Source organism: Bosea sp. OAE506, from assembly GCF_040546595.1.
GTDB lineage: Bacteria > Pseudomonadota > Alphaproteobacteria > Rhizobiales > Beijerinckiaceae > Allobosea.
Genome location: NZ_JBEPOB010000001.1, coordinates 2,853,517 through 2,873,621 on the forward strand (window position 1 = coordinate 2,853,517; position 20,105 = coordinate 2,873,621).

General features: G+C 67.6%; 17 protein-coding genes. 7 read left to right on the plus strand and 10 right to left on the minus strand.

What is annotated here, in order from left to right; all coding sequences use genetic code 11:
* Positions 1-102 precede the first annotated feature (102 nt).
* The 3 genes from ABIE41_RS13905 (at position 103) to chrA (ending at position 3,728) form a co-directional block, all read left to right on the plus strand.
* A complete protein-coding gene (locus ABIE41_RS13905) occupies positions 103-1,365 on the plus strand; it encodes a hemolysin family protein (RefSeq protein WP_192642770.1) in 1,263 nt (420 codons plus the stop codon).
* 132 nt (positions 1,366-1,497) lie between these two features.
* A complete protein-coding gene (locus ABIE41_RS13910) occupies positions 1,498-2,331 on the plus strand; it encodes a chromate resistance protein ChrB domain-containing protein (protein WP_192640986.1) in 834 nt (277 codons plus the stop codon).
* On the plus strand, positions 2,328-3,728 hold the full coding sequence (gene chrA, locus ABIE41_RS13915) for a chromate efflux transporter (RefSeq protein WP_192640987.1): 1,401 nt from the start codon (positions 2,328-2,330) through the stop codon (positions 3,726-3,728). The genes ABIE41_RS13910 and chrA overlap by 4 nt, the downstream gene beginning before the upstream one ends.
* A gap of 4 nt (positions 3,729-3,732) precedes the next feature.
* Here chrA and ABIE41_RS13920 read toward each other — a convergent pair whose 3' ends face one another.
* The 4 genes from ABIE41_RS13920 to ABIE41_RS13935 all read right to left on the minus strand — a co-directional run bounded on the left by ABIE41_RS13920 (position 3,733) and on the right by ABIE41_RS13935 (position 6,703).
* Positions 3,733-4,050 (minus strand): hypothetical protein, encoded by a 318-nt coding sequence (locus tag ABIE41_RS13920; protein WP_192640988.1) that lies wholly within the window; start codon positions 4,048-4,050, stop codon positions 3,733-3,735.
* Between the two features lie 76 nt (positions 4,051-4,126).
* Positions 4,127-5,302, minus strand: coding sequence for an FAD-dependent monooxygenase (locus ABIE41_RS13925; RefSeq protein ID WP_354192264.1), 1,176 nt, complete (start codon positions 5,300-5,302; stop codon positions 4,127-4,129).
* Between the two features lie 90 nt (positions 5,303-5,392).
* On the minus strand, positions 5,393-5,647 hold the full coding sequence (locus tag ABIE41_RS13930; protein ID WP_192640989.1) for a zinc-finger domain-containing protein: 255 nt from the start codon (positions 5,645-5,647) through the stop codon (positions 5,393-5,395).
* A 72-nt stretch (positions 5,648-5,719) separates the two neighbouring features.
* On the minus strand, positions 5,720-6,703 hold the full coding sequence (locus tag ABIE41_RS13935) for an acetyltransferase domain-containing protein (protein ID WP_192640990.1): 984 nt from the start codon (positions 6,701-6,703) through the stop codon (positions 5,720-5,722).
* A 96-nt stretch (positions 6,704-6,799) separates the two neighbouring features.
* On the opposite strand from ABIE41_RS13935, the gene ABIE41_RS13940 reads away from it, so the two are divergent.
* Both ABIE41_RS13940 and cysE read left to right on the plus strand, forming a co-directional pair.
* Complete coding sequence (locus ABIE41_RS13940) at positions 6,800-7,567, plus strand: alpha/beta fold hydrolase (protein WP_192640991.1); 768 nt, start codon at positions 6,800-6,802, stop codon at positions 7,565-7,567.
* Positions 7,568-7,747: 180 nt separating this feature from the next.
* Positions 7,748-8,593, plus strand: coding sequence for a serine O-acetyltransferase (gene cysE / locus ABIE41_RS13945; RefSeq protein ID WP_465247118.1), 846 nt, complete (start codon positions 7,748-7,750; stop codon positions 8,591-8,593).
* Positions 8,594-8,608: 15 nt separating this feature from the next.
* Here cysE and ABIE41_RS13950 read toward each other — a convergent pair whose 3' ends face one another.
* Complete coding sequence (locus ABIE41_RS13950; RefSeq protein ID WP_192640993.1) at positions 8,609-9,499, minus strand: LysR substrate-binding domain-containing protein; 891 nt, start codon at positions 9,497-9,499, stop codon at positions 8,609-8,611.
* 129 nt (positions 9,500-9,628) lie between these two features.
* Between ABIE41_RS13950 and ABIE41_RS13955 the strand changes: the two genes are divergently transcribed.
* Positions 9,629-10,951 carry a serine hydroxymethyltransferase gene (locus tag ABIE41_RS13955; RefSeq protein WP_192640994.1) on the plus strand — a complete coding sequence of 441 codons (1,323 nt, stop codon included), beginning with the start codon at positions 9,629-9,631 and terminating at the stop codon, positions 10,949-10,951.
* A gap of 176 nt (positions 10,952-11,127) precedes the next feature.
* Here the strand turns inward: ABIE41_RS13955 and ABIE41_RS13960 are convergent, their stop codons facing one another.
* From ABIE41_RS13960 to ABIE41_RS13970, 3 genes are all read right to left on the minus strand, one after another.
* Positions 11,128-12,909 (minus strand): methyl-accepting chemotaxis protein, encoded by a 1,782-nt coding sequence (locus ABIE41_RS13960; protein ID WP_192640995.1) that lies wholly within the window; start codon positions 12,907-12,909, stop codon positions 11,128-11,130.
* 777 nt (positions 12,910-13,686) lie between these two features.
* Positions 13,687-13,974: a hypothetical protein gene (locus ABIE41_RS13965; protein ID WP_354192269.1), complete on the minus strand. Its 288-nt coding sequence runs from the start codon at positions 13,972-13,974 to the stop codon at positions 13,687-13,689.
* 146 nt (positions 13,975-14,120) lie between these two features.
* On the minus strand, positions 14,121-15,965 hold the full coding sequence (locus tag ABIE41_RS13970) for a methyl-accepting chemotaxis protein (RefSeq protein ID WP_192640997.1): 1,845 nt from the start codon (positions 15,963-15,965) through the stop codon (positions 14,121-14,123).
* A gap of 434 nt (positions 15,966-16,399) precedes the next feature.
* Here ABIE41_RS13970 and ABIE41_RS13975 point away from each other — a divergent pair, with 434 nt between their 5' ends.
* A complete protein-coding gene (locus tag ABIE41_RS13975) occupies positions 16,400-17,260 on the plus strand; it encodes an AraC family transcriptional regulator (protein ID WP_192640998.1) in 861 nt (286 codons plus the stop codon).
* A 237-nt stretch (positions 17,261-17,497) separates the two neighbouring features.
* Here the strand turns inward: ABIE41_RS13975 and bchJ are convergent, their stop codons facing one another.
* Complete coding sequence (bchJ, locus tag ABIE41_RS13980; RefSeq protein WP_192640999.1) at positions 17,498-18,184, minus strand: bacteriochlorophyll 4-vinyl reductase; 687 nt, start codon at positions 18,182-18,184, stop codon at positions 17,498-17,500.
* Positions 18,178-19,833, minus strand: coding sequence for a magnesium-protoporphyrin IX monomethyl ester anaerobic oxidative cyclase (gene bchE / locus ABIE41_RS13985; protein ID WP_192641000.1), 1,656 nt, complete (start codon positions 19,831-19,833; stop codon positions 18,178-18,180). The genes bchJ and bchE overlap by 7 nt, the downstream gene beginning before the upstream one ends.
* Positions 19,834-20,105: the final 272 nt, after the last annotated feature.

Genomic DNA, 20,105 nt, shown 5'->3' on the forward strand with positions numbered 1-20,105 from the left:
TGCACCATCGCCAGAGGCACAACATCCGCTATAAGGGGCACAGAAGCAGGCCGCCATCGCTGCGGCCCTGCATGATACGGACTGGTTTTGTTAACCGAAATTCTGATCGTCGTGGCCCTGACCGTCATCAACGGTCTGCTCGCCATGTCCGAACTCGCGGTTGTCTCCTCCCGTCCCGCCCGCCTAAAGGTTCTCAGCGATCAGGGCAGCAAAGGCGCCACCACCGCGCTGCGCCTGGCTGACAATCCTGGCCGCTTCCTCTCGACCGTCCAGATCGGCATCACCCTCGTCGGCGTGCTCTCGGGCGCGTTTTCAGGTGCGACTCTCGGCGCCCGCCTGTCGGAATGGCTCTTCGAGCAGGGCTTCTCGCAGGTGGTGTCGGACGGTTTCGGCGTCGGCCTCGTCGTCATGGCGATCACCTATCTCTCGCTGATCATCGGCGAACTCGTTCCCAAGCAGATCGCGCTGCGCGATCCCGAGCGGGTGGCGTCGCGCGTCGCGCCGGCGATGCTGCTGCTCTCCAAGGTCGGCGCGCCGCTGGTCTTCCTGCTCGACATTTCGGGGAGGGGGGTGCTGGCGCTGCTCGGCCAGAAGGGCGAGCCGGAGGAAAAGGTCACCGAGGAAGAGGTCCGGACCATCATCGCGGAGGCCGAGACGGCCGGCGTGCTGGAGCGCGACGAGCGCGAGATGATCTCGGGCGTGATGCGCCTTGCCGACCGCTCGGCACGCGCCCTGATGACGCCGCGCCGCGAGGTCGAGGTGATCGACCTCGCCGACAGCGCCGACGAGATCCGCGCGCAGCTGCGCGCCACGCGCCGTTCGCGCCTGCCTGTGCAGGATGGCGAGGCGGATGCCATCATCGGCGTCGTCGTGGTCAAGGAGCTGATCGACTTCCTCTCGGATGGCGGCACGCATGATCTGCGCGGGCTGGTGAGCGAGGCGCCTGTTGTGATGGACACGGCCGGGGCCCTGCTGGTGCTGCGCGAGATCCGCGCCTCGCGTGTCCATATGGCGCTGGTCTTCGACGAATACGGGCATTTCGAGGGCATCATCACGCCGGGCGACGTGCTGGAGGCGATCATCGGCGCCTTCCAGGAGGAGGAAGAGGACGAGCCGCCGCTGGTGGCGCGCGCCGACGGCTCCTGGCTGGTCGCGGGCTGGATGCAGGTCGACGAGTTCTCGCACGAGCTCGGCATCTCGATCCCGCGCGACGCCGATTTCCAGACGGTGGCCGGCTTCGTGCTGGCGCAGCTCAACCATCTGCCGGTGGTCGGCGAGGTCTTCGAGAAGGGGCATTGGCGCTTCGAGGTGGTCGATCTCGACGGGCGCCGGATCGACAAGATCATCGTCAGCCGGATCGACTGATCCGGGCTTTAGGATGTTTGACGGCCGGCGGCGACGCATGGTCTAAGTCTGGTCAGGGGTTCATCGCGACGACCCCGTGAGGCTTCGGCCCAAGGCTCGCGTCCATAATCCTCAGCTTCAGGATGGACGCCCATGTCTTCCAACATCTCGATCAGCCCTGCCCAATTGTCGAAGCTCGTCGGGCTGCCCGACGCACCCGTCATCATCGATGTCCGGATTCCCGACGATGTCGCGGCCGATCCCCGCCGGCTGCCGGGGTCGGACAGCCGCTCCCACACCGATGTCGGCGCCTGGGCCCAAGCCTATGCCGGGCAGCGCGTGGTGGTGTCCTGCCAGCGCGGCCTGAAGCTCAGCGAGGGCGTCGCGGCCTGGCTGCGCCACCTCGGCGTCGCCGCCGAGAACCTCACGGGCGGCTTCGAGGCCTGGCGCGATGCGGACGGTGTTCTGGTGCGCCCAGACGCGCTGCCACCGCGCGATGCGTCCGGCCGCACCGTTTGGGTGACGCGGACGCGGCCGAAAGTGGACCGCATCGCCTGCCCCTGGCTGATCCGGCGCTTCATCGACCGCCAGTCGGTCTTCCTGTTCGTGTCGCCCTCGGAGGTCGCCGCTATGGGCGAGCGCTTCGCGGCGACGCCCTTCGACATCGAGGGGGTGTTCTGGAGCCACCGGGGCGAACGCTGCACCTTCGACGTCATGATCGAGGAGTTCGGGCTTTCCACCCCGGCGCTCGACCGGCTCGCCGCGATCGTCCGTGCGGCCGATACCGCCACGCTGGAGAGCGTCCCCGAGGCCGCGGGATTCCTGGCCGCATCGCTCGGCCTCTCGCGCATGTTCAGGGACGACCTCGCCCAGCTGGACGCCGGCATGCTGCTCTATGATGCGTTCTACCGGTGGTGCAGGGATGCCAGCCACGAAACTCATAACTGGCCTTCCGCGGCCGGCGCTGCCCAAGGGCCGACATTGTGACCAGCCTCTCCACTGACACCAACGTCGCGGCCCCGGCCCCGGGCTCGCTGCCGACGCTCGCTGAGGCAACCCGCGTCTGGGCCCGCATCGGGCTGCTCTCCTTCGGCGGGCCGGCCGGGCAGATCGCGCTGATGCACAAGGAGCTGGTCGAGGACCGGCGCTGGATCGGCGAGGAGCGGTTCCTGCACGCGCTGAATTACTGCATGCTGCTGCCGGGCCCCGAGGCGCAGCAGCTCGCCGTCTATATCGGCTGGCTGATGCACCGCACGCTCGGCGGGCTGATCGCCGGGCTGCTCTTCATCCTGCCGGGCGCGGCGGTGATGCTGGGCCTGAGCATCCTCTATGTGCTCTATCGAGAGGTTCCGCTCGTCGACGGGCTGTTCTTCGGCATCAAGGCGGCCGTGCTGGCGGTGGTGATCGAGGCGGGTTTGCGGATCAGCCGCCGCGCCCTGAAGAACCGGGCGATGGTGGCGCTCGCGATCGCCGCCTTTCTCGCCATCTTCCTCGCCAGGGTGCCGTTTCCGGCGATCATCCTCGCCGCGGGGCTGGTCGGCTGGGTCGGCCACCGGCTGAGCCCCTCGGTGTTCTCGGCGCAGGCCGGCCATGGCAAGGGTGGCCCTGAGGTCGTCGGCCTCGTCGACGGGCTGTTCGCGCGCGGTCAACTCGACCATGTCCGTCCCTCGACCGGCCGCGCGCTGAAGACGCTGGCGATCTGGCTGCCGCTCTGGCTGGCGCCGGTGCTGCTGCTCTGGCTCTGGACGGGTGAGGGCAGTGTCTGGACGCAGCTCGGGCGCTTCTTCAGCACCATGGCGGTGGTGACCTTCGGCGGCGCCTATGCGGTGCTGGCCTATGTCGCCCAGGCCGCCGTCGAGACCTATGGCTGGCTGAAGCCGGGCGAGATGATCGACGGGCTTGGCCTCGCCGAGACGACGCCGGGCCCCCTGATCCTGGTGCTGCAATTCGTCGGCTTCCTCGCGGGGATGCGCGGGGCGGGCGACCTGCCGCCGCTGCTGGCGGGCGCTCTCGGCGCGCTGCTGACGCTATGGGTCACCTTCGCGCCCTGCTTCTTCTGGATCTTCCTCGGGGGGCCCTATGTCGAGGCGCTGCGCGGTAACAGGGCGCTGTCGGCGGCGCTGGGCGCGATCACGGCTGCCGTGGTCGGCGTGATCATGAACCTCGCGCTCTGGTTCGGCCTGCACGTGCTCTTCGCGCAGGTGCGGACGGTCTCGTTCCTAGGGTTGTCGCCGGACTGGCCGGTGCTGGCCTCGCTGGACTGGCGTGCCGCGCTGCTGAGCGCGGGCGCCATGGTCGCGATGCTGCGCTTCAAGTTCGGGATGATCCCGACGCTCGCCGTCTGCGGGATCGCGGGCGTGCTGCTGACCCGCTTGTCAGCCTGACGGCTCAACGGCGGGGCGGCTCGTTCTGCTCGATGATCCGGTATTCGGCGTCGATGATCTCGCCGCGCTGAGAGCCGCGCGGCTCGCCCGGGACCGGCCCGGGCTGGCCGAAGCCTGCTGCTTTCAACCGGCTGCGCAGGCGCCAGATCGCAATGGCGCCGGCAAGGGCGGCGACCGGCAGCAGGATAAGCGCGAGGCTGGCGGCGAGCAGGAAGAGCACGACACCGATGACCAGGCTCGCGGCCATGGCGAGCCAGGCCGCCCATCGCGGCATCGCGGCGGCGCGGCCGCCGAGCTGCTCATAGAGATTGACGCGGATCATCGTGGGTTCATCCGTTCCAGCTTCCCGAAGCTAGGTACGAATTGCGGCGAAGGCGAGATCACCGCGGCGCGGCCCGTCAGCCGTCGCGCCAATCGTAGAGCCAGGCATAGCGGCGGCGCATGCCCTCGGCGCCGAGGCGTCCGAGCGCGATGTCGCGGCCGATGCCGAGCGGCCAGCCGAGATGGAAGCTGCGGCCATTGCTGCGGCTGGCCTCCTGAACGCGCGCGACGCGCGCGGCGCGCGCCGTCGCATAGGCCGCCATCGCGGCGGGCACGCCGGCTGCGCCCTCCGTTTCGAGAGCCCGGGCAAGAAGGCGCGCCAGAACCGCGGCATCCTCGATCGCCAGAGAGGCTCCCTGGGCAAGGAAGGGCAGAACGGGGTGGGCGGCATCGCCCAGAAGCGCGATGCGCGCCTTCGCCATGGCGGCCGGCTTGCGGTCGAACAGCGACCAGACCTGCCAGCCCGAGGCCGCGGCGACGAGATCGCGCAGCGGCCGCGAAGCTTCGGCGACCTGCGCCGCGACCTGCCGCGCATCGCCCTCGCGCGACCAGCCCTCGCGGGCCTCTGTGGCGCGCCGCACCACGACGAGATTGGTCTCGCGCCCGCCAGCGACCGGGTAATGCACCGCATGACATCCCGAGCCGAGATGCAGCTCGACCCGCGCCGTGCCGCCTGGTGTGGCCGGGGCGAGGGCGCGCCAGGCCTCGAAACCGGTAAAGCTGGGCGGCGAGGCGTCGCCCGTCAGGTCCCGCACCCGCGACCAGAGCCCGTCCGCGCCGATCAGGCCGAGGCCGTGGAGCGTTTCCGCCTGGCCGCTCTGGCTGGTGAGCGTCGTCGAGACGCCGCCTTCCGCCTGCGCGATCTCCTTGAGGCCGCGCCCGACGACGAGGCGGATGTTGGGCATGGCGCGAGCGGCGTCGAGCAGCACGGTGTGGAGATCGCTGCGCTTGAGCAGCCGGTAGGGCGGCTGCGTGGCCTCCGGCGTCGGCGCCTCCAGCAGCGCCCGGCCGTCGCGCCAGCGCCGGACGACGAGGCCCTGCGACCGCACGGCGACGCGCTTCAGCGGCAGGGCGAGGTCGAGCCCGTCGAGGACATGGCCGGAATTGGGGCTGATCTGCAGCCCCGCTCCGAGTTCGCCGAAGCTGGTGCGCTTCTCGACGACGGTTGCCGCGATGCCGCGCCGCGCCAGGGACAGGGCCATGGTCAGGCCGCCGATCCCGGCGCCGGCGATCAGGAAATGGGGAGCGGACACGGGCGGCAGGCTTTCACGAACGGGCGCCCCGGCCGGGCCTTGCGGCCCGCCCGGAAGGGCAGCGGCCGGCGGATGGGGGCCGTCCTGATCTCAGGCCGCAGCCTGGGAGGTCTCGTGATGAGCGCAGTCGGGCGGCGAGCAGGTGCCGGCCTTCAGGCTCGCGTCGAATTTGTAGAGCGTCGAGCAATAGGGGCAGACGATCTCGTGGTCGGCGCCCATGTCGAGATAGACATGCGGGTGGTCGAAGGGCGGCTTCGCACCGATGCACATGAACTCGCGCGCGCCGACATGAATGGCGGCGACGCCCTTGTCGTTGTGGAAGTGCGGAATGCCGTGATCGGCCATGATCGTGCTCTTGCTTCGTGACGTCGGCGCAAACTATCGCGCCGGGCGGCGCGGCGCCAGTGCGCGATTGCCTCAGCGCGGTGTCGCCGGACGCAGGCAGGCCTGGGCGAGGGCGGAAACCCGTTCGCGCTGGCTCTGGTCGAGGGCGTCGGTGAGCGTCTCGCGCCAGAGGTTCTCGCGTTTCAGCGAATCGACCGTGCAGGCGCAGAGTCGTTCGCAGGCCTCGGCGCCGAGCGGTCCGGTCCCGCAGCTGCGCTGGCAGGACAGCATGAAGCCGCGCTCCGGCGAGACCGGCTGCGCCGGGTTCAGCTGAAGCGCGAGCATCAGCGCGCCGATGAACACCGGCTGGTGGACGAGATAGACCAGCAGGCTGTGACGCCCGCCCCAGGCGACGATCCGCGCCGGCAGCGAGGCGGGGCGCCAGGCGGCGAGGCGGCTGCCGGAGAGCCGCGGCAAAGCGAGCCGCGCCAGCACGATCCCGCTAAGCACGCAGCCGAACCAGGGGAAGACCGGCACGAAATCCGCCGTCGCGATCGGCGCACGCGAGAAGCCGAGCCAGGCGAGGGCGGGCTGGTCGAGCAGCGGATGGGCCACGAGGACGGGCAGGGCGAAGGCGATGATCGCCGCGCCGGCCACCGCCAGGATCGGCAGGCGCAGGAAGGGCAAGGCCAGCACGCTGCCGAGCGCGACATGATGGAGAATGCCGAAGAAGATGAAGCTGCCGGGCATCGCGACATAGGTCGCAATGGTCACCAGCGCGGCCGCGCCCGCGACCATCGCCAGACGCTTCAGGAAGGCTGACCGGTTCAGCCCGTTTCGGGTCGCCAGGACGAGACTGATTCCGACCAGCGTCAGGAAAGAGCCCGCAATCAGCCGGGCGAACCAGCGCCAGCCGGGCTCCGACGGAATATGCGTCTCGATCAGCCCTAAAAAGGAAAGATCATAGGCGAAGTGGAAGACGAACATCGCCAGAAGCGCGAGGCCGCGGGCGAGATCGACGACCTCCAGCCGCAGGCGCGGCGAGGGGGCGGCAGCTTGGGGCGAAACGGCGCTCATGCCGGCCTTCATAGGCAGGCTGCGGCGCGACCGCTACCCAAAGTGGGGCGTTGATGGCATGGGAGGGCGACAGTCCCGCGACGGTAACGGACCGCCATGCAGAGCTTTTCATCCGACGGCGTCAGCCTCGCCTATATCGATCTTGCGCCCACGGGGGATGTCGAGCGCCATGCCACGGTGGTTCTGGTCCACGGTTTCGGCTCGAGCCACATGGTCAACTGGGTCAACACGCAGTGGACGAAGACGCTGACCCATGCCGGCTACCGCGTCGTCGCGCTCGACAATCGCGGCCATGGCCAGAGCCAGAAGCTCTATGAGCCCGCCGCCTATTCCTCCCAGATCATGGCTGAGGATGTGCGGCGGCTGATGGACCATCTCGACATCCCGCGCGCGGCGGTGATGGGCTATTCGATGGGCGCGCGCATTTCCGCCCATCTGGCGCTGGCGCATCCGCAGCGGCTGAGCGCGCTCCTGCTCGGCGGGCTCGGCATCCACCTCGTCGAGGGCGTCGGCCTGCCGCTGGGCATTGCTGACGCGATGGAGGCGCCCTCGCTCGATGGCCTGACCGACCCGATGCAGCGGATGTTCCGCGCTTTCGCCGAGGCGACAAAGAGTGATCTGAAGGCGCTCGCCGCCTGCATCCGTGGCTCGCGCCAGACGCTGAGCGAGGCCGAGGTCGGCCGCATCGCGGTTCCCACGCTGGTCAGTGTCGGCACCACGGACGATGTCGCGGGCTCCGGTCCGGCGCTGGCACGGTTGATCCCGGGTGCGGAGGCCTTCGACATCCAGGGCCGCGACCACAATCTCGCCGTCGGCGACAAGACCCACAAGCAGGCGGTGCTCGACTTCCTGTCGCGTTTGTGAGGTCGCGGTGAGCCGGTTCGAAAGCCGACTGCCGGCAAAGGGTTGGCGGCCGATTTTGACAAAGTGAATCCGGCGCACCACATGCGGTCCTGCGTGCGGCTCGCAAACAGCTTTGGCGTCGATGCCGCCTCGGGTGCTAGGATCAGCACCGACGAACGACTTTCGCGGAGAACAATCATGATGTCAGGACGCTCCGTCGCCGAAGTCCGCGATCCCGCGAGCGGGCTCGAGCGGCTGGACCCCGTCTGGTCGCGCCTGCGCCGCGAGGCGGAAGCCGCGCTCGCCGCCGAACCGGCGCTGGGCAGCCTAATTCTCGCCTCCGTGCTCAACCAGCCGAGCTTCGAGGCTGCCGTCAGCCACCGCGTCGCGGCGCGGCTCGGCCATCCCGCCGTGCCGGCCGACCTGATCGAGCAGGCCTTCGCCGAGGCGCTCGCCGCTGACGCCACGGTGGGGCCCGGCATGCGTGCCGACGTCGTCGCCGTGCTCGACCGCGACCCGGCCTGCTATCGCGTGCTCGAGCCGGTGCTGTTCTTCAAGGGCTTCCACGCGCTGCAGTGCCACCGGCTGGCGCATTGGCTCTGGCGGCAGGACCGGCGCGATTTCGCGCTCTATCTCCAGAGCCGCGCCTCCGAGGTCTTCCAGACCGACATCAACCCCGCCGCGCGCATCGGCAAGGGCATCTTCCTCGACCATGCCACCGGGCTCGTCGTCGGCGAGACGGCGGTGATCGAGGACGACGTCTCGATGCTGCACAGCGTCACGCTGGGCGGCACCGGCAAGCAGGGCGGCGACCGCCATCCCAAGATCCGCAAGGGCGTGCTGCTCGGCGCCGGCGCCAAGATCCTCGGCAATATCGAGGTCGGCCAGTGCTCGCGTGTCGCGGCGGGCTCGGTCGTGCTGGCGAGCGTGCCGCGCAACAAGACGGTGGCGGGTGTTCCCGCCAAGGTCGTCGGCGAGGCCGGCTGCGCCGAGCCCTCGCGCTCGATGGACCAGATCCTCTGCGGCGATTGCGGCGCCGACATCTGAATCGGCCGCCTCGGCCTACCCCTGCGCGACCAGCCAGGCGGCGATCTCGGCCTGGCGCGGATGCGGGCGCTCCGCCGTCGCGGGCGCCACCGTCAGCCGCTCGCTGAGCGGCAGCGGCGGCTGGAGCGGCGCCACCAGCCTGCCTTGCGCCAGCAGCGGCGCCACCAGCGACAACCGGCCCATCAGCACGCCCGAGCCCGTCAGCGCCGCATCCAGCGCCAGGCTGTAGAGCGAGAAGCGCGGGCCGCGCGTCGCATCGAGGCTTCGCGGTGCCCCCGTTTGAGCGAGCCAGCGCGCCCAGTCGCTCTGCCAGACGGCATCGTGCAGCAGCGTCTGGCCGGCGAGATCGGCGGTCGTGCCGATGCGCTCTCCGAGAGAGGGCGCGCAGACGGGCAGGATCGCGTCCTCGCCGGGCAGCGTCAGCACCTGCGGGCCTGAACCCGGCTCGCGGTAGAAGATCGACAGGTCATGCGGCTCGCGGCGCGGATCGGGCGGCGCCTCCATCGCCGATATCGAGACCTGCAGATCCGGCCAGGCGCGCTGCAGGGCGGGCAGGCGCGGCGAGAGCCAGAGCTGCGCGATGCAGGGTAGCGCCGCGATGGTGAGCGCGCGCTGGCTCTCGCTCTCGCGCAGGCTCTGGGCGGCCTGGGCGAGGATGTCGAAGCCGCGCGTCAGCCGGGGCAGTACCTCGCGGGCGGCGACCGTTGGCACCACGCCCTGCGGCAGCCGGCGGAAAAGCGAAAGCCCCAGAGCGGCCTCGAGCTGGCGGATCTGCTGGGTGACGGCGCCTGGCGTGACGCCGAGTTCGGCGGCGGCCTCTGTGAAGCTCTCCAGACGCGCAGCCGCTTCAAAGGCGCGCAGCGCCTTGAGCGAGGGCAGGCGGGGGCGGGGCGGCTTGACGGCCATGGACGGGTCCGGCGCGAGGCTGAGATTTTCTCCGCCTTCGCGCGACGAATACTCGTTTGCGCCAGGCGGCGCAAACCGCTCCTATGACGTTGGGTTTCAGGCAGGCCCCGGCGGGGCGGGAGAATGGCGATGACGGCACTGGGCAGGCGCGACTGGGTTCCCGCCGCGAGCGAGGATTACGTGCTCGATATCGCCGGCGGCGTCAGCGGCCAGCCGCTGGACGCGATCGAGGCCAGGCTTTCGGCGCTGACGACGGAAAACCGCAACATCCACGAGCGCGACTGCTTCAACCTCAACCCCGCGACCAATGTCATGAACCCACGCGCCGAAGCGGCGCTGGCGTCGGGCCTCGGCGCCCGGCCCTCGCTCGGCTATCCCGGCGAGAAATACGAGATGGGGCTGGAGGCGATCGAGCAGATCGAGATCATCGCCGCCGAGCTCGCGGCCGAGGTCTTCGGCGCGAAATACGCCGAGATCCGCGTGCCCTCGGGCGCCATCGCCAATCTCTACGCCTTCATGGTCGCGGCCAGGCCCGGCGACTGCATCATCGCGCCGCCGCCCTCGATCGGCGGGCATGTCACGCATCACGGCGCCGGCGCGGCCGGGCTCTACGGCATCGTGACCCATCCGGCCCCGGTCGACCCGGTCAACTACACCGTCGATGTCGCGCAGTTGCGGGCGGATGCGCTGCGGCTGAAGCCGAAGATGATCACCATCGGCGCGAGCCTGAACCTCTTCCCCCATCCGATCCGCGCAATCCGCGCGATCGCCGACGAAATCGGCGCGCTCGTGCTGTTCGACGCGGCGCATATGTCGGGAATGATCGCTGGCCACGCCTGGCAGCAGCCGCTGGAGGAGGGCGCCCATCTGATGACGATGAGCACCTATAAGAGCCTCGGCGGCCCGCCCTCGGGGCTGATCGTCACCAATGACGCCGCCATCGCCAAGCGGCTCGACGCCATCGCCTATCCCGGGCTGACGGCGAATTTCGACGCGGCGAAATCGGCCTCGCTGGCGATCACGCTGCTCGACTGGAAGGCTTTTGGCCGCGACTACGCGCAGATGATGGCCGCCACCGCCAAGGCGCTGGCCGAGGCGCTCTGCGAGCGGCAGATCCCGGTCTATGCGCGCGAGCGCGGCATCACCACCTCGCACCAGTTCGCGATCGAGGCGCACAGCTATGGCGGCGGCCAGGCGGCGGCGCAGAAGCTGCGCGCCATCAACATCCTGAGCTGCGGCATCGGCCTGCCGCTGCCGGAGGTGGCGGGAGACGTCAACGGCCTGCGGCTGGGCACCCCCGAAATCGTCCGTTTCGGCATGGCCTCCGCCGACATGCCCGAACTCGCTGGCTACATCGCCGAGGGGCTAAACGGGTCACGGCCGGCGGAGGCGATTGCGCGGGATGTCACGGCGTTCCGGGGCAAGTTCCGGCAGCTGCATTTCATGCGGTGAGGGGAGTTTTTGGCGCGTCTCGTCCTGCGAGTGGCCAGCCCTTTTGGCCCGTCTCGTCTGGCAAAAGGGCTGGCGGTCGGAGCAGATATCACTTTGGCGACCGCTCCATCATCCGTCGATCGCACGGTGATGGGGACGAACGTGAAGTTGATCTTCTGCGCGCAGCAGGGGCGCGCTCAGAATTCATCCCAGCCGGCGTCACCGGCACGGCTGTTGGCGACCTTCTTGGCCAGTGCGGGGCGCGCAGGTTGCGGTTTGCGTTCGGCGGGCTGGTAGGCCGGGCGCGGGGCCAGTGTGCGGCCCGGAGCCTTTGCGAAGGCCGTCTCAGCGAGCTGGCGCAATCGGGCCGGCTCTGCGGGAGCCGAAACAGTTCTCTCCTGTCCTGTCCTGAACGCGGCGACAAGATCGTTGAGTTGGCCGATGCGGTTGGAGAGCGAGCCGGCGGATGCGGCACTCTCTTCGGCGAGCGCGGCGTTCTGCTGCGTCATCTCGTCGAGATGGGCGACGGCCTGGCTCATTTCTTCGATGCCGCTGGCCTGCTCGCCGGATGCCGCCGAGATCTCGGCGATGGTCGTTGCGACCCGTTGCGAGGCCGACAGGATTTGGCTCAGCTGGTCGCCGGCCTGCCGGACAAGCTTCACACCCTCGCCGACTTCACCGTTTGAAGAGGATATCAGGGCCGAAATGTCCTTGGCGGCATCGCTCGAACGCTGCGCCAGGGTTCGCACCTCGGAGGCGACGACGGCGAAACCCTTGCCGGCATCGCCGGCACGCGCAGCCTCCACGGCCGCGTTCAATGCCAACAGGTTGGTCTGGAAAGCGATATCGTCGATCACGCGGATGATATCCGAGATCTTGCTCGATGCGGTCTCGATCCGGGCCATCGCGTCGATCGCCTGGCCGGCAATCGCGCCTCCGCTCTCCGCCGTTTGCATCGCCTCTTGGGCGACGGCCGAAGCTTGGCGCGAGGCTTGAGCTGTGGCTTTGACGGAAGCCGCGAGTTGCTCAGTGGTCGCTGCCGTCTCCTCCAGGCTCGAAGCCTGGTCCTCGGTGCGCTTGGAAAGATCGTTAGCGCCGCTGTTGATCTCGATGCCAAAGCTGCGGATAGCGCCGGCGGCACCGGCAATGCCTGACACCGCGGTGTCGAGTCGTGAAATGGAGTTGTTGAAGTCGCTACGCAGCTTTTCGTAGTCCGCTGGGAAAGCCGCGCTGATCCGATGGGTCAAATTGCCCATTGAGAGTTCCTCCAGGCCCTTCGCAAGACCGGAGACGACAGCGTCACGATCGCCATCAATCGTGATCTGCAGTGCTTCACTCTGGCGAACTGAGCGAGCCTGAGCCTCGCGCGCATCGTCGGCCTGCTGCAGTGCGCTTTCAGCTTCACGTTGGGCCCGTGCCGCATCTTGCACGGCCGCTTCCGCTTGGCCGAGCGCGCTGGCTGAAGCTGCAAGCGTCCGCGCGATCGTCTGCGCGGCCCAGGCCAAGGTCGCAGCCTCGATGACCAGGATGATGGCATGGAGGACGACGCGGCCGAGATTTGTGTTTCCGGAAAAAATGGCCGCCGGGAGGAACAGGGACAGCGTCACGTGGTGCACAGCGACCACTGCCGTGGCCGCGACGATCGCTCGCCAGTCACAGAAGATGATCAGCATGGCGAGCGCGGCGAAGTAGGCCATGTGCATGTCGGTCTGCCAAGCGTGTCCGCCGAGTCCGGCTACGATCAGCGAAATACCGACCATCAAGCAGACGCTGAGCGTCATGCGAGTACCGTCTGCTTCGGGTTTTAGCCGCCAACAAACGGTCGCGAAGGCCGCCAGCAGCAGCGCTGCAACCGACAGGCCAATGACGTTGTTGTCGCTGACAATTGCCGCAACCGATACCATCGGCACGATCAACCAGATCGCTCCCATGACGAGCTGTGCGCCGAGCCGGCGGATAGATGTGATCGTCATGGTCATTGGGTTACCTGGTAAAACAGCCGGAGATGCCAAGGGGATCGAAGTTAAAAAGGGAGCCTGAGGCCGTTAGTCGGGCCGCAACGTCGCTGCTGTCTGACCGGACAACGACAATGAACGGAAGCGTTCCGAGGCGAACGATCGATCCGGCGGTTCCGGCTGCAGCGATGACGTCTCGGGACGTCCACCAGGGCGGAAAAACGCCAGCGACAGAGCGCTGGTCGCGCAAATCCGGCGATAGCAGCGGTAACACGGCTGTTGAGATGGCCAGAAGCGATAGGCTAGGCAACCATTCGCGAGCGCCCATAGCGGCTTCCCCAGGTTGCAGTACTGGGGATTATCCCTGTCGGGTTAACAAATGGGCCGAGTGAATGCCCCCGAGGGCGCACGACACAGGGGCGATACCTTCGTTGCGCCTGCATCTTGGCGACCTGCCCCAAATGTCAGGGCCGAGGCAGTAAAATTCTGATGATGAATGGCGATTGCGCGAGGTAGCGGGCTCTCTCGGCGCCGAGATCGTGAGGGCGATGAAGGTCCGATATCAGGAGGCATTCCAGCGACTGCTATTCGCCCATCACTCCCTCACAAACTAATCCCCGCCCACTGCCTCGCCGTCATAATCGCTCCACCTCATCCCCGAGGGGCAGCCATCCGGAAGGCAAGCCGGTGGCGCGCGAGCCCCGCGACCGACGCTGGTGGCGGTCTCACGCGGCCGGAGGCCGCCAGGAGCCGGCGGCGTCGTCTGGTTCCAGCGGCGGTGACGGGCCTTTTGGAGCGATCTCAGGCGCGGGCGAACGGGTCAGGGTTGATCTGGACCAGCCCCACCGGACTGCAAAGCGGAGACACCAGCTCCGACAGATCGGACCGCAGGGACGGATCCGACAGGAAGGCGATCAGCCGCCAGATGCTGGCTCCGATCTCTTCCGCCATTTGCACGAGGTGCTCGATGCAACCATCAACCGGCCGGGTCCCCAATTCGGGGATGGTCCGGACGATGTCCTGCGAACAGAGGCTTACGGGGTGGCCAGGGGGATGCCTGGCGGCGCACAGGGCCAGGCCCGCGATCATCGCGCCGAGATGAGACGCACCATCATGGCCAGGCGGTCGGCCGGCGGCATCGCCGCCAGGCCTTCGCTGATGGCAGGCAGGAGCGGGCTTCGCAGCATCGTCGCTGGAGGGGCCGGTGAGGCGGTGAGGGCAGCCGGGATCATCGCTCAGAACTCGTCCCAGCCGGAGGAGGCGTGGGCGTTGACGGCCTTCTTCATCGGGGCTTGCGCCGGGCGCGCAGCGGGGGGCGTTGCCGGCCGGGCCGCATGGGGCCTCGCGAAGGCGGCGTGAACCTGGCGTTGCAGACCGGTCGCGCTCGCGGCCGCGACGGAGCCGCCCGCCTCGGTGCGGTAGCCCGCGACGAGGCCGTTCAGCTGCGCGATGCGATCGGACAGGGCATTGGCCGAGGCCGCGCTTTCTTCCGCCAGGGCCGCGTTGGACTGGGTCATCTCGTCAAGATGCGCCACGGTCTGGCTCATCTCGTCGATGCCATTGGCCTGTTCGCCGCCGGCCGAGGAGATATCCGCGATCGTCGAGGCGACCTTCCGCGAGGCGTCGAGGATGACGGTCAGGGATTCGCCGGCCTTGCGCACGAGCTTGACCCCCTCGCCAACCTCCGTATTCGAGGAGGAGATCAGGGCCGAGATGTCCTTGGCGGCCTCGCCGGATCGCTGGGCGAGGGTGCGGACCTCGCTCGCGACGACCGCGAAGCCCTTTCCGGCGTCGCCGGCGCGCGCGGCCTCGACAGCGGCGTTCAGCGCCAGAAGGTTGGTCTGGAAGGCGATATCGTCGATGACGCGGGTGATCGCCTGGATCTTCTGCGAGGCGTCCTCGATGCGGGCCATCGCTCTCACGGCTTCTCCGGCGATGTCGCCGCCGGACTGGGCGGCTGCGGTCGCCTCGGAGGCGAGATTGGCCGCGGCGCGGGCGTTGTTGGCGGAGGCCTTGACGCTGGCCGCCAGTTCCTCGGTGGTCGCCGCCGTCTCCTCGAGGCTGGAGGCCTGTTCCTCGGTCCGCTTCGAGAGATCGTCGGCGCCCGTCGAGATTTCCTTGGCGGCGGTGTCGATGCCCTGGGCCGCGACGGCGACCTGGCCGACGAGGCTCGCCAGCGTGTCCACGAGCTCGTTCACGCCCTCGCAGAGCTCGACATTCTTGGCATTCAGCTTCAGGAGCGGGATCCGCCGCGTCAGGTCACGGTCCTTCGCCGCCTGGACGACCGTGCCGACCTCGGCGATGGCGAACTCCATCTGCTCCTCGTTTTCCTTGCTGGCCGTGATGTCGGTGGCGAATTTCACTACCTTCACGGGCGCACCCATCGCGTCGAGGATCGGGTTGTAGCTCGCCTGGATCCAGACGACCTTGCCGCCCTTGCCGATGCGGCGATAGCGACCCTCGTCGTATTCGCCGCGGCGCAGCTTCTCCCAGAACTGCCCGTAGGCAGCGGCGCTGCGATCCTGCTCGGCCACGAAGATGCGGTGGTGCTGCCCGACGATCTCGCCGAGGGTGTATCCGGTCACGGCGAGGAAGTTGGCGTTGGCGTGCAGGATCTTGCCGGTGAGATCGAACTCGATGACGGCCTGGACCTTGTCCAGGGCGGCGAGCTGGCCCTCCATGTCGGCGATGTCGGTCTTGTGGGCCGTGATGTCGGTGGCGAATTTCACGACCTTCTTCACCTTGCCGCCCGGATCCATGACCGGCGTGTAGACAGCCTGCAGCCAGATGCGCCTGCCGCCCTTGCCGATGCGGAGGAACTGCGCCTGGATCGCCTCGCCCGCCGCCAGCCGTGGCCAAAACGCCTGGTACTCCGGGCTGGCCCGCTCGCCGGCTTCGACGAACATCGCGTGATGCTGACCCTCGATCTCGGCCAGTCCATAGCCGATCGTCTGCAGGAAGAGGTCGTTCGCCCCCACGATCTTCCCCGTGGGATCGAATTCGATCACCGCCTGGGTGCGCCTGATGGCGGCTGCCTCTGCGGCAAGCGCGCCCATATTCATCAGATCGCGAATCGACATCGCATTGTCTCCCAGCGGGCGTCAGTCCAAGACGCCGCAATTTTTGTTATGAGGCCTGAAGTGAGGGGGGGCAGTTTTGTGATCCTTTCGAAACGTTAGAATCTCAGATTTAAATTTCTGTAAATGCGAGTGTTTCTACCATAATGCGCTTGCGTCATATCGCCCATGTTGCCGATTTGAGAGCTGCATTACATGAATGTATTTGAAATTAAACGCGCCGTCCCAAAGTATTCGTGCTGCGCGGGCTGACTCAGGCGGCGGCTCGACCGTGGTTTCGCGGCTATTTGGCGAGCGCGTCTTGATATATCGCTGTTTCAGGCCACCCAGTTGGGGCCCAAATGTGTCATCTTCGCTTGACACCGGCGGTGTCGCGGCCAAAATCTGATCTCACAATTGGCCTCTCATTCGCAGGGCGCACTGGGCAATACTGGCTCGTGGCACAACCCAAAATCATCGATCTGACGCTGAAGCGCCGCACCAGGGTCCTGCGGTCACATGCCGAAACCAGCGATTGCATGGTCGAGCATGTCGAGACGCGGAATCCGGTCGACTACGAATTTTCGATCAAGAGTGACCGGCATTATGTGGCGTTCCACGATCTGGTCTTCCACGACGGCCTGATGCGCGTCGAGGGCGAAAAGCCGAGGCGCGGTCGTGATCTCCGGCAGACGCTGACCTTTTTTCCCGCAGGAATCGCGGTCGATGGCTGGTGCAAGCCGACGGGCCGTCCCCAAGCATTTACCGCCCTCTATATCGAGCCCGAGGCCGTTCCGGCGCCGCTGCTGACGGAGGCGTGCTGGAGCCGGCCGGCGATCTATTTCCAGTCGCCGGAGTTGCTGCGCGTGTTCACGCAGCTCAGGGAGGTTCTGCAGGGCTCCTTGCCGTTCAAGGAACTTCTCGTCGAATCCCTCGGGCAGGTCGCGGTCGCCACCTTTGCCAGCCACCAGTCCACCAGCGAAGCGCCTTCCCGCGCGGATCGCAAGCTGGAGCCGACAGAGATCAGGCGGCTCGACGATTACCTTCGGGAGAACATCGTCCGGGACATCCGTCTGGAGGAGATGGCCGGGGTGCTGGGCATGAGCAAATTCCACTTCATCCGCTGTTTTCGCTCGACCACGGGCCGGACCCCGTATCGCTCCCTGCTGGACCTGCGGTGCGAGATCGCCGTCGAGTCGCTGAAATCCGGCAACTCAGCCGGCGAGGCTGCTGCGGCCGCCGGATTTGAGACGGCCGCCCAGATGTCGCGCGCGCTGCGGGCCACCCTTGGGATCCTGCCCCGCGACGTCCGCGGTTGATACCCAAAAACGGGCGTCTAAGGGCTCGCGGATGGCTTGTCTTCTGGCCCTGCGCGGCTTGTAGTCGTCAATCCGCCGACAGTGGAGCGCCAGGGGGCGTGCGACAGGTTGCTCAAGCCCGCCGCGCCGCATCCGGACTCTCCGGATGCGGACCGTTATCCAACGTGGGTCACGGCGCTCCGCTGCCCCTCGTTGATGATGCCTGCCTGCGAGCGAGGGTAGGGATTTCGGCTGTGATCAAGGCCTCGGCAGAGGCTGCGCCGTGTCGCGCGGTGGGACCCGCGCGCGATCGTTCGAGGCGCTCAGCGTCGGGATGTCGATCTCGAAGCGGCAGATGGGCAAGCCGGCGATCGTGTCGTCGGCGTAGCGGACCACTGCCCTTCTGCTGACCAGCGCTCGAAACAGGCATTCGAAGACACCGACATGCCAGGCGCCACCCGGCATCGCGAGCGGGTTGCGCTCGATGGTGATGACGCAGGGCCGGCCAGCGGCGACGCGGCAGGTGCCCGAACCCGCGAAGGTCCAGGCGTGCTTGCGGATGGCCTTCAGCAGCAGCGGCGCGGAAAGGCGTGGCGGCAGCGCCCGCAGGATCAACCGCGCCGCTGATGGGATGCGGTTAGCCAGCACATAGGTGCCGGTCCGGCGGCCGGCATCATGGGCGATGGCAGCGGCCCTTGCCGGCGGCAGTTCACGCCACAGCGCCGCGAAGAGGCGGGCGGGGATCGCCTCGTCGATCATGTCGGAGGGCGGCGATCGCAGGAACCGGGGAAACCCGGCCTCGCTGAACACATGCTCGGCCGCGCCGACGGAATCGGGAGCGGCGCGCAACGCCTCGGCCAGCTGGATGACGGCGTTGGGGCCGACAAGCCCCGCTTCCGCCCGCGCATCGACCGCCGACGCGAAGGTCAGGCCTGCGCTCAGCATGGGTGTTGGGCCGCGCCGGCCGGCCGGGCGGTGGCGTCAGGCATAGGCAGCTCCTCAAGCTGCGCGGTGCTGCCGCCGCAGGCGACCAGGGGCTGTCGCGCTTCGCGCCGCGCGCGCGCCTGCGAAGCGCGGTCGGCGGCCGCCTCCCAGTCGTCCATCTGGGCCGGGGCGATCTTGCGTGTGCGATCGAAGTTGAAGTTGACCTTCTCCTTCGATTGCGGCCCCCAGTAACCGGCCTTGCCGAGATCATAGAACTTGCGCTGGAAACCGGCTTTCAGGAACGCCTTCAGGCAGCCGAGCAGATAGCGCCGCCGGAAGCCCGTCCCGCGCCAGGGATAGTGGAACAGGGCCTTGCGGGAATAGAACCGGCGGTAGTTCTTCATCACGCCGTTCAGCAGTTCGCCCCGCGTCATCGCTTCGGGCGCCATGATCGGGGTGACGAAGTTGTATTTCGAGAAATCGAAGATCTCGACCTTGTCCTTGAGCTCCTGGAACAGCGGCGTGAAGGGCCAGGGCGTGTACATGGCCCAGTTGGCCAGGTCGGGCTGCCAGTCCCAAGCCATCTGGAACGTCTCTTCCAGCGTCTGCGGCGTCTCGTTGTCCAGGCCGACGATGAACTGCGCCTCCGTGAAGATGTCGGCTTCGCGCAAGAGGCGTATCGCTTCCTTGTTCTCCTCGACCTTGGTCTCCTTGTTGAACTGGTCGAGCTTCAGCTGCGCAGCCGCTTCCGTGCCGAGGCTGACATGGACGAGCCCTGCCTTGCGGTAGAAGGACAGGAGATCACGGTCGCGGTAGATGTCGGTGACGCGGGTGTTGATGCCCCATTTGACCTTGTCGGGCAGGCCGCGCGCGATGAGTTCCTCGCAGAACTGGATGAATTTCTTGCGGTTGATCGTCGGTTCCTCGTCGGCAAGGATGAAAAAGCCGACTTGGTGTTCGTTGACCAGCTTCTCGATTTCATCGACGATCTTGACCGGATTGCGCACACGGTAGTCGCGCCAGAATTTCCACTGCGAGCAGAACGAGCAGGTGAACGGACAGCCGCGGGCCATGTTGGGGATGGCGACGCGTACGCCGAGCGGCACGTAGATGTATTTCGACCATTCCAGCAGCGACCAGTCGGGATTGATCCCGTCGAGATCCTTGACCGTCGGTGCTGCCGGTGTCGCGACGATCTGGTCGCCATCCATGAATGCGAGGCCCTTGATGCGCGCGCGGTCAGCCGGCCACTGGCCCGCTGCGATCGTCCGGATCAGCTCGCGGAAGATCTCCTCGCCCTCGCCGCGTACGATCACGTCGACCCAGGGGGCCTCGGAGAGCACCTGCTTGTACATGAAGGTCGCGTGGATGCCGCCGAGCACGCGGACGGCGTGCGGGGCCACCTCCGATGCGATCTTCAGCACCTCCTCCGCCTTGTAGATCGACGGGGTGATCGCGGTCGTGCCGACCACATCGGGCTGGAGCTCGGCCAGCCGGGCTCGCAACTGGTCATCGGTGAGATCGTTCGTCATCGCATCGATGAAGGTGATGTCGTCGAAGCCGGCGTCCCGGAGATGCCCGGACAGGTAGGCCACCCAGGCAGGTGGCCAGTTGCCGGCGATCTCAGCTCCGCCGGAATGATAGTTCGGATGAACCAGCACGATGCGCATCTGCCCCTCCAACGAATGCGCTGGCAGCCTGACACGTTCGGTGTCGGAGAAAGTTGACGCATATCAAAAGCGCGTTGAGGTCGCTCTCTGCCGGGCCGAGCGTCCCGATGACCAGCCGCTAGGGGCAGCCGAGGCTTGTGTTCGACCGTGTCGCGATGGGAGAGGGCGGTGGTTCCGTTGCCTCTTCTTGCGGCAGAGGGCGCCTCGCGCCCACCCGTTCCGCTCCGCCACCGGGGACGGAGCAGCTTGGCGGCTTGCCCTCACCGGCAGGC

What these genes read in the sequence shown, in the direction of transcription:
- ABIE41_RS13910 (WP_192640986.1), top strand. Translation starts at nt 1,498, where the DNA reads ATGTCTTCCAACATCTCGATCAGCCCTGCCCAATTGTCGAAGCTCGTC.
- ABIE41_RS13920 (WP_192640988.1), bottom strand. Translation starts at nt 4,050, where the DNA reads ATGATCCGCGTCAATCTCTATGAGCAGCTCGGCGGCCGCGCCGCCGCG.
- ABIE41_RS13930 (WP_192640989.1), bottom strand. Translation starts at nt 5,647, where the DNA reads ATGGCCGATCACGGCATTCCGCACTTCCACAACGACAAGGGCGTCGCC.
- ABIE41_RS13935 (WP_192640990.1), bottom strand. Translation starts at nt 6,703, where the DNA reads ATGAGCGCCGTTTCGCCCCAAGCTGCCGCCCCCTCGCCGCGCCTGCGG.
- ABIE41_RS13940 (WP_192640991.1), top strand. Translation starts at nt 6,800, where the DNA reads ATGCAGAGCTTTTCATCCGACGGCGTCAGCCTCGCCTATATCGATCTT.
- cysE (WP_465247118.1), top strand. Translation starts at nt 7,748, where the DNA reads ATGTCAGGACGCTCCGTCGCCGAAGTCCGCGATCCCGCGAGCGGGCTC.
- ABIE41_RS13950 (WP_192640993.1), bottom strand. Translation starts at nt 9,499, where the DNA reads ATGGCCGTCAAGCCGCCCCGCCCCCGCCTGCCCTCGCTCAAGGCGCTG.
- ABIE41_RS13955 (WP_192640994.1), top strand. Translation starts at nt 9,629, where the DNA reads ATGACGGCACTGGGCAGGCGCGACTGGGTTCCCGCCGCGAGCGAGGAT.
- ABIE41_RS13960 (WP_192640995.1), bottom strand. Translation starts at nt 12,909, where the DNA reads ATGACCATGACGATCACATCTATCCGCCGGCTCGGCGCACAGCTCGTC.
- ABIE41_RS13965 (WP_354192269.1), bottom strand. Translation starts at nt 13,974, where the DNA reads ATGATCGCGGGCCTGGCCCTGTGCGCCGCCAGGCATCCCCCTGGCCAC.
- ABIE41_RS13970 (WP_192640997.1), bottom strand. Translation starts at nt 15,965, where the DNA reads ATGTCGATTCGCGATCTGATGAATATGGGCGCGCTTGCCGCAGAGGCA.
- bchJ (WP_192640999.1), bottom strand. Translation starts at nt 18,184, where the DNA reads ATGCTGAGCGCAGGCCTGACCTTCGCGTCGGCGGTCGATGCGCGGGCG.
- bchE (WP_192641000.1), bottom strand. Translation starts at nt 19,833, where the DNA reads ATGCGCATCGTGCTGGTTCATCCGAACTATCATTCCGGCGGAGCTGAG.